At 64.2% G+C, this 13,965-nt stretch carries 11 protein-coding genes; 8 read left to right on the forward strand and 3 right to left on the reverse strand.

Annotated features, from left to right (window positions below; all coding sequences use genetic code 11):
- The 4 genes from P9875_RS10875 (at position 1) to P9875_RS10890 (ending at position 5,523) form a co-directional block, all read left to right on the forward strand.
- Positions 1 to 1,482 carry a mannitol dehydrogenase family protein gene (locus P9875_RS10875; RefSeq protein WP_278318370.1) on the forward strand — a complete coding sequence of 494 codons (1,482 nt, stop codon included), beginning with the start codon at positions 1 to 3 and terminating at the stop codon, positions 1,480 to 1,482.
- Between the two features lie 15 nt (positions 1,483 to 1,497).
- Positions 1,498 to 2,415 carry an AraC family transcriptional regulator gene (locus P9875_RS10880; RefSeq protein ID WP_278318371.1) on the forward strand — a complete coding sequence of 306 codons (918 nt, stop codon included), beginning with the start codon at positions 1,498 to 1,500 and terminating at the stop codon, positions 2,413 to 2,415.
- Between the two features lie 55 nt (positions 2,416 to 2,470).
- Positions 2,471 to 3,397 (forward strand): AraC family transcriptional regulator, encoded by a 927-nt coding sequence (locus P9875_RS10885; protein WP_278318372.1) that lies wholly within the window; start codon positions 2,471 to 2,473, stop codon positions 3,395 to 3,397.
- Positions 3,398 to 3,468: 71 nt separating this feature from the next.
- Entirely contained in the window at positions 3,469 to 5,523 is a 2,055-nt protein-coding gene (locus tag P9875_RS10890) for an esterase-like activity of phytase family protein (RefSeq protein ID WP_278318373.1), read from the forward strand.
- Between the two features lie 167 nt (positions 5,524 to 5,690).
- Here the strand turns inward: P9875_RS10890 and P9875_RS10895 are convergent, their stop codons facing one another.
- A complete protein-coding gene (locus tag P9875_RS10895) occupies positions 5,691 to 7,775 on the reverse strand; it encodes an alpha/beta hydrolase family protein (RefSeq protein WP_278318374.1) in 2,085 nt (694 codons plus the stop codon).
- Between the two features lie 117 nt (positions 7,776 to 7,892).
- Positions 7,893 to 8,600, reverse strand: coding sequence for a glutathione S-transferase family protein (locus tag P9875_RS10900; protein WP_278318375.1), 708 nt, complete (start codon positions 8,598 to 8,600; stop codon positions 7,893 to 7,895).
- 114 nt (positions 8,601 to 8,714) lie between these two features.
- Here P9875_RS10900 and P9875_RS10905 point away from each other — a divergent pair, with 114 nt between their 5' ends.
- The 4 genes from P9875_RS10905 to P9875_RS10920 all read left to right on the forward strand — a co-directional run bounded on the left by P9875_RS10905 (position 8,715) and on the right by P9875_RS10920 (position 13,142).
- Entirely contained in the window at positions 8,715 to 9,080 is a 366-nt protein-coding gene (locus P9875_RS10905) for a winged helix-turn-helix transcriptional regulator (RefSeq protein ID WP_278318376.1), read from the forward strand.
- Between the two features lie 61 nt (positions 9,081 to 9,141).
- Positions 9,142 to 9,738 carry a hypothetical protein gene (locus P9875_RS10910; RefSeq protein ID WP_278318377.1) on the forward strand — a complete coding sequence of 199 codons (597 nt, stop codon included), beginning with the start codon at positions 9,142 to 9,144 and terminating at the stop codon, positions 9,736 to 9,738.
- A gap of 376 nt (positions 9,739 to 10,114) precedes the next feature.
- On the forward strand, positions 10,115 to 11,353 hold the full coding sequence (locus tag P9875_RS10915; protein ID WP_278318378.1) for an HD-GYP domain-containing protein: 1,239 nt from the start codon (positions 10,115 to 10,117) through the stop codon (positions 11,351 to 11,353).
- Positions 11,354 to 11,498: 145 nt separating this feature from the next.
- The gene (locus P9875_RS10920; protein ID WP_176390365.1) at positions 11,499 to 13,142 is read left to right on the forward strand and encodes a methyl-accepting chemotaxis protein; all 1,644 of its coding nucleotides are present in this window, start codon (positions 11,499 to 11,501) and stop codon (positions 13,140 to 13,142) included.
- Here P9875_RS10920 and P9875_RS10925 read toward each other — a convergent pair.
- Positions 13,114 to 13,962 carry a DUF2071 domain-containing protein gene (locus tag P9875_RS10925; protein WP_278318379.1) on the reverse strand — a complete coding sequence of 283 codons (849 nt, stop codon included), beginning with the start codon at positions 13,960 to 13,962 and terminating at the stop codon, positions 13,114 to 13,116. The genes P9875_RS10920 and P9875_RS10925 overlap by 29 nt on opposite strands.
- Positions 13,963 to 13,965 lie beyond the last annotated feature (3 nt).

The raw sequence follows: 13,965 nt of genomic DNA on the forward strand, positions 1-13,965 counted from the left end.
ATGAGCGCCATTGAACTGAAACAGGCGAACCTGGCAAATCTGCCAGGGAACGTGACCGTGCCCGCGTATGCGCGCGAGACGCTCGTGCCCAGCATCGTGCACATCGGCGTGGGCGGTTTTTTCCGCGCCCACCAGGCCGTGTATCTCGACGATTTGCTGGCCTTGCCGGGCCAGGAACACGCGCAGTGGGGCTATTGCGGCGTGGGCTTGCTGGCGCACGATGCGGCCATGCGCGATGCCATGAGGGCGCAGGATGGCATGTACACGGTGGTCGAGCGCAGCGCGGCCGGCGATACGGCGCGCATCATCGGCTGCATCGGCGACTACCTGTATGCGCCCGACGAGCCGCAAGCCGTGCTGGAAAAGCTGGCCGACCCTGGCACGCGCATCGTCGCGCTGACCATCACCGAGGGCGGCTATTATGTGAACCAGGGCACGGGCGAATTCGACGCGCAACACCCCGATATCGTGCATGAACTGGCGCATCCGGAATCGCCGCGCTGCTCGTTCGGCTACCTGGCCGCCGCGCTGGCCCTGCGCCGCGAGCGGGGCCTGGCGCCGTTTACCATCATGTCCTGCGATAACCTGCAAAACAATGGCGACGTCACGCGCAAGATGCTGCTGGCCTTTGTCGCCCTGCGCGACGGGGACCTGGCGCGCTGGCTGGCCAGCGATGGCAGCTTCCCCAACAGCATGGTCGACCGCATCACGCCGGCCACCACCGATGAACACCGGGCGCTGGTGCGCGACAGCTTCGGCATCATCGACGCCTGGCCCGTCGTGTGCGAGCCGTTCCGCCAATGGGTCATCGAAGACGAATTCCCGCAGGGCCGGCCGGCCTGGGAGCTGGTGGGCGCGCAGATGACGCACGACGTGCTGCCGTATGAAAAAATGAAGCTGCGCCTCCTGAATGCCAGCCACCAGGCCCTGTGCTACATCGGCATGCAGCTCGGTTACACGTTTGCGCACGAAGCGATGGAAGATCCTGGCATCCGCGCACTCGTGCGGCGCATGATGGATGACGAGGTCACGCCCTTGCTCGACGAAGTGGAAGGCATCGATCTGGCGCGCTATAAAGATACCCTGATCGAGCGCTTCTCGAACCCCGCCGTGCGCGACCAGCTGGCGCGCATCGGCACGGAGGGTTCCGCGCGCATCCCGAAATTCGTCCTGCCGTCCGTGCGCGAAGCGCTGGCCAAGGGGGGCTCCATCGAGCTGCTGGCGTTTACCGTGGCGTGCTGGTTCCGCTACCTGGAAGGCCATGACGAAGCGGGGCGCGAGATGCCCTTGAATGACCCGTATGCGGCGCGCCTGCGCGCGCTGGCGCTGCAGGGCGGGGCAGACGCTGCGGCCTTGCTGTCCTTGCGCGAACTGTTCGGCGAGTTGAGCGACACAGCAGCGTTCACGCAGGCGGTGGGGCAGTCGTTGGCCAGTCTGTATGGGCTGGGCGCGCGCGCGGCGCTGGAACAGATCGTCGCCTGACGGGGAGGGTGCGCCATGCCACGCAAAGCCGATGCCTCATTGCCGCAAATGGAGCTGGAACAGCAGCGCGACGCCACTCCCGGCTTCGAGCCGAAAGGCAGTTTCGGCTTCATCCGCTACCTCGAGCACGGCTTTCCGAATGCACTGGTGCGCTGGCACTACCACGAGGAGTACGAACTGCACCTGATCGTCGAGACGAGCGGCAAGGTTTTTGTTGGCGACTACATCGGCCAGTTCACGCCTGGCCACCTGGTGCTGACGGGGCCGCGCGTGCCACACAACTGGGTATCGCTCGGCACGCCGCCCGAAGGCGTGGCCTTGCGCGACATGGTGATCCAGTTTTCGCATGCGCCGCTGGCCTCGATGGCCTCCGCCATTCCCGAACTGAAGGATATTTTTCCGCTGCTGCAGCGCGCCTTGCACGGCGTGGAATTCTTTGGCGTCAGCGAGCAATCGCTGCGTCGCTTCCAGCGCATCCGCGACAGCAGCGGCCTGCCGCGCTTCATCGAATTTTTGACCCTGCTGGGAGAACTGGCGCAGACCAGCGACTACCAGCTGCTGTCGACGGTGCCGATGCAATCGAGCGACGACGACGTGGCGCTGGCGCGCATCAGTTCGGCCATCAACTACATCGTGCACAATTACAGCAGCCAGTTTTCGCTGAGACAGCTGGCCGAGCAGGTGGACATGCCCGAGCGGACGTTTTCGCGTTTCTTTCGCAGCGCCACGGGCAACAGCTTCACGGACTTCGTCAACCGCCTGCGCATCAACAAGGCTTGCCAGCTGCTGATGGAGACGGAGCGCTACGTCAGCAACATCTGCTACGAGTCCGGTTTCAATAACGTGGCCAATTTCAACCGGCGTTTCCTGGAACTCAAGGGCATGACGCCGAAGGAGTTTCGCCAGCAGGCGCTGGGCCGTTTTGGCGCCTGAGGTTTTTTGAGGTACATTCGAGGGCGCAGGCGGGGACAGCCTGGGAGAGACTAGCATGGAACACCTATGGCAGAAGGACAGCGAGCGCAAGGCGCCCGAACTGGAACGCGAAAGCTACGATGGCATCATCAATTACCTGGAACATGGCTACCCCAGCTCGCGCGTGCGCTGGCACTGCCACGAGGAATATGAGCTGCACCTGATCGTCGCCACCAGCGGGCGATTGTTCGTGGGTGACTATATCGGCGAATTTTCGCCCGGCCACCTGGTGCTGACGGGCCCGCGATTGCCGCACAACTGGATTTCCAACGTCATGCCGGAGGGCGGCGTGGCGCTGCGCGACATGATCGTGCAGTTCGCCCACGCGCCCTTGGCGGGCGCCGCGCGCCTCATCCCCGAATTGCGCGAACTGCTGCCGCTGCTGGAACGCTCCAGCTATGGCGTGGAGTTTTTCGGGATGGGAGCGGAAGCGGAGCAGCATCTGGCGCGCATCCGCGCCACGCATGGCGCCGAACGCTTTGCCGCATTCGTGCAATTAATGAGCAAGCTGGCGCGCACGGCCAATTACCGCTTGCTGTCGAGCGCCTCCCTGCGTTCCTACGACGATGACGCCACCCTGGCCAAGGTCAATTCCGTCCTCAACTACATCACGGACAATTACCGCGAGCCGATTTCGGCGGAAATGCTGGCCGAGCAGGTGGGCATGTCGCTGAGTAAATTCTCGCGCTTCTTCCGCAAGGCGACGGGCAACAGTTTTACGGATTTCATCAGCCGCCTGCGCATCAACAAGGCGTGCCAGCTGCTGATGGACACGGATCAATACGTCTCCAACGTTTGCTATGACGTCGGCTTCCAGAACGTGGCCAACTTCAACCGCCGCTTTTTGCAGGTGAAGGGCGTCACGCCGAAGCAATTCCGGCGCCAGGCCGATGGCCGCTTTGGCGGCATCGGCGGGCCCGTGGCGGATATGCCACAGGCATGAGGACTGTCATGGGCTTGTCACGTTGACTGGTTATGCTCCACGGCTTCAATCCCACCTTAGCCGAGGAATGCATGAACACTGCCGTAACGTCGATCCCGAAACTGACCCTGCTGGCCATCGCCGCCGGCCTGACCCTGGCCGCCTGTGGCGGCAGCGATAACACGCCGGCGGAGCCTTCTAGGCCCGTGGCGCAAACGGGCGTGTTCCTCGACGGCGCGGTGGAAGGACTCGATTACGTGGCCGGCAGCGCGGCCAAGGCCAGCACCAATGCCAAGGGCGAATTCACGTGCAATCCGGGCGATACGGTGGCCTTCAGCGTGGGTGGCCTGGCCCTGGGTTCTGCCCCATGCGGCGCCATCGTCACGCCGCTGGCGCTGGCCGCCAGCACCAACGTGGCGGACGACAAGGTCGTCAACCGCCTGCTGGCGCTGCAACTGCTCGACGATGACAGCGATCCGTCGAACGGCATCAGGCTGACGGCGGAAGTGAAGGCCGCGCTGGCCGGCAAGACGCTGGACTTTGCCGCCGCCCCGGCCGTTTTCAACGCTGCCCTGTCCGCGCATTTGACTGCCGTGGGCGCGAAATTCGCCGGCCGCACGGTCGATGCGGAGCGCCGCGCCCTCGTGCGCGAGCATTTCGAAGACACCCTCGCCTCGAAAGCGGGCGCGCCCGTCAACGAGGCGCTGACGCAAGCCAATCCCCTCGGCGAAGTGAAAGTGACCGTGACGCGCTACCAGATCCAGGCAGCCGATAAATTCTACGTGCCGTACGAAGGCGCCAACGCCAAGATCAAGGGCGAATTCCCGAACGGCTTCCTGCCATCGTACGGCTCGGGCCTGGCCTACAAGGGCAAGAACGCGGCGGGCGACCTGGAATTCTATGGATTGACGGACCGTGGCCCGAACGGCGACGGCCCGCTGGTGCCCGATCCATCGGGCAAGGGCACGATCGGCAGCAAGATATTCCCGTCGCCCAGCTTCACCCCTTCGTTCGGCGTGCTCACGGTGGGCAAGAACGGCGCCGTCTTGAGTTCGTCGACGCCGATCAAGGTGTCGGCGAGCGTCAACAGCTCGGGCTTGCCCGTGCCCGTGGGCGCCGTCGGCAATTCGGCCGAGATTCCCGTCATGGATGCGATGAAGTTCGACGCAAGCGGCAAGGCCGTCTTCAATGCGGGCGGCCTCGATTCGGAAGCCATCGTCGTCGACGCGAAGCGCAATGCGCTGTGGGTCTCGGACGAATACGGGCCCTTCATCGTCAAGATCGATGCGGCCACTGGCATCATCCAGGCCAAGTACGAGCCGGGCAAGGGCTTGCCGGCGCTGTTCGCCAAGCGCCGCGCCAACCGTGGCATGGAAGGCATGACCCTCGATACGAGCAACGACAAGCTGTACGCCTTCCTGCAAAGCCCCTTGTCCGACGGCACGGCGCCGTACTCGGTAACGAAGAAGAATGAACAGGTCGAGCGCTTTGCCCGCTTCACGCGCTGGATCGAATTCGATCCGGTGACGGGCACCAGCGGCAAGATGTATGCATATCCGCTCAATGCCGCCGACTACCAGGATGGCCGCACGGGCAACGCCAAGCTGGGCGACATGGTGGCGCTGGGCGGCGGCAAGTTCCTCGTCATCGAGCAGGGTGCCGCGCCGTCGGGCAAGGTGTTCAATAAACTGATGCTGGTCGAATTGAAGGGTGCCACGGATATCGCGGCCGCCGCTTTCAACGCGGCGACGTCCGATCTGGAAAAGAGCAGCATGGGTGGCGCGGCCGTCAATGGCGCCGACTGGGCCGCCGTCACGCCGTTGAAGAAAACCCTGCTGCTGGACTTGAACGCCATCGGCTGGGCGGCGGAAAAGGCGGAAGGCCTGACCCTGGTCGACGACTCCACCATCGCGCTGGCCAACGACAATGACTTCGGCCTGAAAACCAAGGTGTATGACGCGGCCGGCGTGGAAGTCGATGGCGCCGACGTGACCAAGTGCACGGTCGATGCGAGCGGCACCATCGTCACGAGCAGCGCGGCCGGCTGCAACGCGGCCAACACCATCCGCGTGGCGCGCGGCGACGACCGCGAGCGTCCTAGCCGTTTGTGGATCGTGAAGTTCGCCAAGGCGCTCAGTACGTATTGATGTGTTGCGGTGATGTCGGATTACGCGCCGCGGTGCGGCGCTAATCCGACCTACATGAACATGAAAAAGCCGCGCGGTGCTGGATGCACCGCGCGGCTTTTTTAACCCTGAAGGCGAAATACCGGGGTCGGACTTTCAGGGTCCGACCCCGGCCCTTTCGCTTGGGTTTACTTCTTCGTGTAGGTATTCAACCAGTCCAGCACCGTGTGATGCCACAGCAGCGAATTGGCCGGCTTCAGCACCCAGTGGTTCTCGTCCGGGAAGACCAGCAGCTTGCTCGGGATGCCCCGGCGCTGCAGCGCCGTGAAGGTGCCCAGGCCTTGCGCGGTGGGGATGCGGAAGTCCAGGTCGCCCTGCACCACCAGCATCGGCGTCTTCCAGTTTTTCACGAAGTTGACGGGATTGAACTGTTCGTGCTTGGCTGGCGCGTCGTAGTACGGGCCGCCGTTTTCCCATTCCGTGAACCACAGTTCTTCCGTCGCGTAAGCCATGCCGCGCTGGTCGAACACGCCGTCGTGGTTGACCAGGCACTTGAAGCCGTCCGGCCAGTTACCGGCGATCCAGTTCATCATGTAGCCGCCGTAGGACGCGCCCAGCGCGCAGCTGCGCTCGCGGTCCAGCCACGGGAATTTCTTGGTGGCCGCTTCCAGGCCCTTCTGCAAGTCGACCAGCGGCTTGCCGCCCCAGTCGCCGCTGATGGAGTCCGTGAACTTCTGGCCATAGCCGGTCGAACCGTGAAAGTCGATGAAGACGGTGGCGTAGCCGGCGCCCGCATACACTTGCGGGTTCCAGCGGTAGCTCCAGCTGTTGCCAAAGCTGCCTTGCGGGCCGCCGTGCACGAGGAAGGCGACCGGATACTTTTCACCGGCCTTGGCATTCCATGGCTTCATGACGTGGCCGTAGACGGTTTCGCTATTCGCGCCGGCGAACGAGAACTGTTCATATTCGCCGAAACGCACATCGGCCAGTGCTGCCGCATTCTGCTTCGTCAGCTGCACCATCGGCGCGGTTTCCGACTTGGCGTCGAGTTTGCGCGTGTACAGCTGCGCGCCCGACGTCAGGCTCGCTTGCGCCAGCACGATGGTATTGCCGCGCACGTCGAAGTCGCCCACGGAGCCCTTGCCCGTCAGCGCAGCGACCTTGCCGCTGGCCGCGTCGATGTGGAACAGACGGTGCTGGCCCACGTCATCGGCGGCGACGAGGAAAGCCTTGCTGTCCGGCGTCCAGCGGAAGTCGGCCACGGAACGGTCCCAGTCGTCGGCCACGGTGCGTTTCTTGCCGGTGGCGACATCCATCAGCACCAGGTGGAAACGGTCCGCTTCGAAGCCGGGCTTGGTCATGGCGACATAGGCCAGGGTGCGGCCATCGGGCGACCAGGTGGCTTTCGCGTCCCAGGCCGGATTGTCGGCCGTGAGGTTGCGCGGCGCCTGGCCGCCGGCGGCAGGAATCGTGTAGACGTCGAAGTTGGTCGACCACGATTCCGTGCGGCCAGCCACGCGCACGGAGAAGGCCACGGTTTTGCCGTCCGGGCTGAAGTGGTATTCGCCGTTGTCGCCGAACGGTTTCGACGGCGCGTCGCCGTCGAGGGTGCCGCTCAGGCTCACGGGTGCGGCGCTGACCTTGCCGGTCGAATCGATCGGCGCCGAGTACAGCGCGTTGCGGCGGCCATCGGCCCAGGTATCCCAGTGGCGTACGAACATCTGGTCGTAGACCATGCCGCTCGCCTTGTTCTTGGCTTTGTCATCGAGGCGCTTTTTCGTGCAGGCGATGTCCGCGCAATCGAGGAAGACGCCCATGCTGAAGGCCAGGCGGTCGCCCTGTGGCGACAAACGGTAGGTGTCGACGTCCAGCGCCAGGTCGGTGACCTTGGCCGCTTCGCCGCCGTTCAGGGGCAGTTGCCACACTTGCGAGGAGCCGGAGCGGCCCGAGAGGAAGTAGATGGCGTCGCCGTTCGGCGACCATTGCGGGTCGCTGGCGCTGGCATCGCCGCGCGTGAGCTGGCGTGGCGCCGCATTCGGTGCGCGCAGGTCGATCATCCACAGCTGCGTGTTGCCGCGGTTTTTATCCAGGTTGGTGGTGCGCACCGTGTAGACGACGCGCGTGGCGTCCGGCGACAGCACGGGGCTGCCCACACGTTCCATGGCCACCATGTCTTCCACGGTAAACCCGCGCGGCGCGGCCAAGGCCGGCACGGCGGCCGTGGTGGCCAGGGCGGCACTGAATGCTCCCAAGAGCAGCAGACGTAAACTCATTCAAACTCCCAATGTTATTGCGACGTTGTTGATGTGATATGAACGTGGCCGGCTGTACCGCCGGCAGGCCGACATCATAGCAATAAAGACGCGCCAGCTGCGGGAGTTGACCGCCGGTTAGCCGGCCTGAGTGGCCAGTTGGTCGAGCGCCACGTGGCCCCGGAAACCGCCCTGGCTGGCGGCCGGCAAGCCAGCTTCGATGGCGTGGGCGAAGCGGATGCCGGGGTCCTGTTCCAGCGCGGCCAGCACGCGCGCCGTGTTCGGATAATCGGCCAGGCTGGCCAGCTGCAGCGGTTCTGCCCAGCGCGCCGTGGCCGCCAGATAGGCGTCGGCGATGGTCGGCGCCGTGTCCGATGCCAGCCAGGCGCGGCCAGCGAGCAGGCGCTCCAGGTGGGCCAGGCTTTTGTTGACCTTCTCGATGGCCATCTCGCGCCAGACGGCCGCGCGCGCATCGTCCGGTGCCGCACGCGCGGCCTGGAAGGCGGGCATGAAGGCCGCGTGAAAGGTCGTGTGCAAAAAGGACAGCACGCTGTTCAGGCGGTCGTATTGCGGCGTGCCTTGCGCATAACCCAGCTTGCTGTTTGGCGCGCGGGCGGCGAGGTGCAGCAGGATCGCCATGCTTTCCAGCAGCGGCGCACCCGTGTGCGTGAGCAGGGCCGGCGTCTGGCCCAGCGGATTGATGGCGAGAAAGGCCGGATGCTGCTTGCTGGCCGGGTCGCGCGCTTCCACGCGGGCCAAACGATACGGCAAACCGCTCCATTCGAGGGCGGCAATGGCGGCAAACGAGCAGCCGAACGGGACGCTGTAGATCAGGGTGGTTTCCAAGTCGAAACTCCAAGTTGGGTGGGGAAGGGCAGTCTAAGGGCAATGGTTACTATTTGGAAGAAGGCAGAATAATGTGGTATAGGTACATTTTTTATACCACGCAGGAAGCAAACCATGAAAGACAATGTCTCCGGCTGCGCCGTGGAAGAAGCCATGCGCTTGCTGGGCGGGCGCTGGAGAACCGTGCTGCTCAGCTATCTGATGGCGGGTCCGAAGCGCTTCAGCGAAATCCGCCGCGCCGTGCCGAATATCTCGCAGCGCATGCTGACCCTGGACTTGCGTGCGCTGGAAGAGGCCGGTTTGCTGACGCGCACGATTTATGCGGAAGTGCCCGTCAAGGTGGAATACCGGCTGACGGACGAGGGCTTGCGCTTGCGCGAACTGGTCGAGATGCTGCGCGCCATCGGCCTGCGCCTGCGCGGGCAGGCGGATGCGGGCGGCGCCTTTCTCGCCCCCGATGGCGAGGGTCATTCTCAATAGAAACAGCTGTTGTTATGCAAAGTGCTAGACTGCCGGCCTTAGCTCACTACTCCCGATACCCATGCGCCTGACTTCCATCGCCCTGACCGCCGCCGCCCTGTTCGCTATCCTGCCGGCCCATGCCGCCACCATGCCGACACTCGAACAAATCCACGCCGCCGTGCAGGCGGGCGTGGCCAAGACCCAAGCCAAGATGCAATCGGCTATGCCGGTACCGATCGCCGTCAAGGTCACCAGCCTGGTCGGCTGCCAGGAGTCGCAGGAAGTGCCAGGCGAAGTGGTGTGCCTGGTGGGCATGAGCGCCGGCATGCGCGATGCTTTTAACGTACTGCCATTGCGTAATGAGGGCGGCACCTGGGTTGGCGTCGAACGCAAGAACGCCAGGTTCACGGGGCCATCGCCGGCCGAGGCGCAGGCGATGATACGCGCCTGGGCCAAGGAAGAAGTGGCGCGCAATCCGGAAGCGGCCAAGGACGTGCAGATGCAGGAAGCGCAAAGCACCATGCAGGTCAAGGCCGTCAACGAGTGCGTCGTCAAGCGCAAGACGGGCTATCTGGTATGCGATACAGAATTGAGCGTGCCGAGCCGTCCGGAAGCCATCAAGACGGAACTGACCTTTATGCTGGAAAACGCCAGCTGGCGCTACGTGCCGCGCTAAGCCGCCGGCCGCGACGCCGTTCGCGCGTCCGCCTGATACTTCTTTCGCCATAGCGCCAGCCCCACGTCGGGGCGCCGGCGCTGGCGCACTTCCCTTCCGCACAGTATGCCCAAGCGGCGGCCCATGAGGCCGCTGGCAGGCATGCGCCGCCATGATCGGCAGAATACATGCAAAACTGTAAATTCTGCATGATTTAATTGACATATTTATTAATTTAATATTTATTTCAATGAAAGCGATAGAATTGGTGATTATTGTTGTATTTATTGCGATTCTGCCATATAAAATAAATATTCGGTTTAATCATTATTTTTTCAGCGTATGATATTGATAATGCGCAAGTAAATGCCGCGATCTGACTGTGTGGAGAACCGTCGTGCTGAAAAAAATAAGGAGTAGTGAACTGGTGCTGGGAATGTATGTCGAGCGCCTGGGCCGTTCCTGGCTCGATAACCCGTTCTGGGCGCGTTCCTTCCTGCTCGAGTTGCCGGCTGACCTGGAACGTATCCGCGCGGCACGCCTCTGCGAGGTATGGATCGATACGGCGCGGGGGCTGGCGCCGCCGGTTGCCGTGCCGCCTGCCGTGCCGCCTTCCGTGCCGCTGGCTGCAGTCGCGCCGGCAACAGGTAGCGGCCCCGTCCCGAATGCGGCGCCAGCCAGGTCGCGCGACGAGGAACTGGCGCAAGCCCGGCGCCTGATCGAACGTTCGCGCCAGGCCGTGCAGACCATGTTTGACGAGGTGCGCATGGGCAAGGCTTTGTCTGCGGCGCAGGCCTATACACTGGTCGACGATATCGCCGCGTCGGTGCTGCGCGGCGGTAACGTGCTGCTAGGCCTGGCGCGTCTGAAAACCGCCGACAATTACACGTATATGCATTCGGTGGCCGTGTGCGCGCTGATGACGGCGCTGGCCAGGGAGCTGGGCCTGGCGCCCGAGCAGGTGCGCTCGGCCGGCCTGGCGGGCTTGCTGCACGATATCGGCAAGATGGCCGTGCCGTCCGCCATCCTCAACAAGCCGGGCAGCCTCAGCGAAGCGGAATTTTCTTCCGTGCGCGCCCATCCGGCCGCCGGGCACCGCATGCTGCGCGAAGTGGGCGAGATCGATCCGGTGGCGCTCGACGTGTGCCTGCACCACCATGAAAAGCTCGATGGCAGCGGTTACCCGGAGGGATTGCGCGGCGAGGAAGTCAGCCTGTTTGCGCGCATGGGCGCCATTTGCGACGTGTACGATGCGATCACCTCGAACCGGCCGTACAAGCAGGGCTGGTGCCCGGCCGATTCGCTGCGCCGCATGGCCGCCTGGCGCGGCGGGCATCTCGACGCGCAACTGTTCGCCGCCTTCGTCAAATGCCTGGGCATCTATCCGTTGGGCACCCTGGTACGGCTGCAGTCGGAACGTCTGGCCGTCGTGGTGGGACAGGCGCCGGGCAAGCCGCTGACCGCGCCCACCGTGCGCGTCTTTTTTTCCATCCGCGCCGGCACGTGCATCGCGCCGGCCGTCGTCGACCTGGCCGCGCCGGGTTGCCAGGAGCGCATTGTTTCCACGGAAAGCGCAACGGATTGGCGCTTGCAGGACGTCGACCGTTACTGGGCCGGCGAAGCCGCCATGGCATGACGGCTGGCACGGCCGTAATAAAGTGCATTTTGTTAATAATAAAATATTAAAATAATGGTGCCAGTGCCGTGTCCGCTTTCCTGGCTGGCGACCGTTCCTTGTCCGCATACCCGTCACCGTACGGGCTACTTCTGAGGATGTGACCATGCGACTCAATCTTCCCGTCAGCGATACCGAAATCAATCTGAGCGATACCGAGACCATCGTCTCGACTACCGACTTGCAAGGCAATATCACGTATGCCAACCCGTATTTCATCGCCGTCAGCGGTTACAGCGCGGAAGAATTGATCGGTGCGCCGCAAAACATCCTCCGGCATCCGGACATGCCGGTCGAAGCGTTCGCCGATTTCTGGGCCACCATCCGCTCGGGCCGGTCGTGGAGCGGCATGGTGAAAAACCGCTGCAAGAACGGCGATTGCTACTGGGTGCTGGCGAACGTGACGCCCGTGGTGGAAGACGGCGTGGCTGTCGGCTACATGTCCGTGCGCACCAAGCCCACGCGCCAGCAGGTGGCGCAGGCGTCCGCCCTGTACGCGCGCATCAAGGCGGGGCAGGCCGATGGCCTTGTCATCAGCCAGGGCGCGGCCGTGCGCACGGGCTGGCTGGCCAGGCTGGCGAGCTTGCGCGATCTGCCGCTGGGCAAGCGTATCGGCTGGAATTTGGGTTTGCTGAGCCTGGTGTTGCTGCTGCAGCTGGCGTGGAATGCGGGCGTGCTGCCCGATGCAAGCCACGGCTGGCTGACGGGCCTGTCCGTGCTGGCCGTGTGCGCCACCCTGTATTTCTGGCACAGCTTGCACCGCGCCGTGCTGCAACCGCTGCAGCAGGCGCGCCAGGCCTGCGACGTGATGGCGGGCGGCGACCTGACGGGCGAACTCGATACGACACGGCGCGACGAGATGGGGCAGCTGCTGCGTTCCTTGCGCCAGCTGCGCGTGAACTTGCATTCCATCGTTGGCGACGTGCGCGGCAATTTCTTGCGCATCAGTATGGCCAGCCAGGAAATTGCCGCCGGCAATATGGATTTGTCGGGCCGCACGGAGGCGCAGGCGTCGGCCCTGCAGCAGACGGCGTCGAGCATGGAGCAACTGGCGGCCACGGTGCAGCAAAACAGCGGCAACGCCGTGCAGGCCAGCGACATGGCGGGCAAGGTGCACGGCCTGGCCGGGCGCGGCGGCGAACTCGTCGGCCAGATGGTGGCGATGATGGCGGACATTAACGCTTCATCGAAGAAGATCGGCGACATTACGGGCATTATCGAAGGCATTGCCTTCCAGACGAATATCCTCGCCTTGAACGCGGCCGTGGAAGCGGCGCGCGCGGGCGACCAGGGGCGGGGATTTGCCGTCGTGGCGGGCGAAGTGCGCAGCCTGGCCCATCGCAGCGCGTCGGCCGCCACGGAAATCAAGCAATTGATCACGGCATCGCTGGCGCAGGTGCAGGCGGGCGCGAAGCTGGCGCAGCAGGCGGGCGCCAGCAGCGCGGAAATGCTGGGCGCCGTGCAGGGCGTGCACGGCATCATGGAAGAGATCGCGTCGGCGTCGCGCGAGCAAAGCCACGGCATCGGTCAAGTCAACATGGCCGTCACGCAAATGGATGAAGTGACGCAGCAGAACGCGGCGCTGGTCGAGGAATCGGCGGCGGCGTCCGCGTCGCTGCAGGATCAGACCTTGCAGCTGGAGCAGGCGATGGCCCTGTTCAAGCTGGAACGGCGCAGGGGCGGCCAAGCTGTTCCCCTGCGCGCGCCCGAGCGACGCCGCGCTACAGCAGGCGCTCTGACAGCGCCTTGAAGGCAACCTCGGGCACGACAAAGGCAAACGGTGCTGACACGGGCGGCAGTTGCCCCAGCAAGCCGCAGTCGGCGCGCACGGCCATCAGCGCTTGCACCTGATCCACATCAACGGGCAAGTCGATTTCGCCAAAGACGAGCTTGCCGTTGCGTGGCACATGCGCGATGGCCGCATCCTGGCAGGCGAGGAAGGCGACGGCGTCGCGCCAGTTGCCGAACAGTTGCTGCCAGCCGGCATCGAGGCCATGCTCAGCCGTGATGTCCGCCTGCACGTCGAGCAGCGGCGCGCTGCCGGCGCCGCTGGCAATGCTGCAGCGCGCTTGCGTGGCCGTGACTTCCAGCGCCATGCCGGCGGCCAGGTGGGTCGGCAGGATGTCGCTGAACAGCCGCGTGCCCAGCGCATGGGGCAGGCTGTCCATGATATTTTTCAAAAAATACACGCAAGGCACGTCCGGCGCGCCCGCTGGCGTGTGATCGAGGTACAGGCGCCAGTTGCTTTGCAGCGGAGACGGCAGCAGGCGGCGCAAGCGGCCGAGCAGTGCCGGGCCGAAATGCCCGTGGCGGTAGGTCAGCACGGTGAACGGCGTCTTGCCGTCGCGTTGCCACAGGGTCACGCCGGCGGGCAGCATCCGCTGCGCGGCAGCGGCATCGACCAGCCAGCTCACGTAGACGACATCGCGCACGTCGCTGTGCAGGGTCAGGAAGGGCAGGCGCGACATGACGGCCTGGCGCACACTGGCAAAACGCGTGCAATTGGCGAGCGCGGCAAACAATTGCCCCGGCCAGCCCGCGCGCGGGTGGCGGTAAGTGTTGTCTTGCAATTG

Origin of the sequence: Janthinobacterium rivuli (genome assembly GCF_029690045.1) — a bacterium.
Lineage (GTDB): Bacteria > Pseudomonadota > Gammaproteobacteria > Burkholderiales > Burkholderiaceae_D > Janthinobacterium > Janthinobacterium rivuli.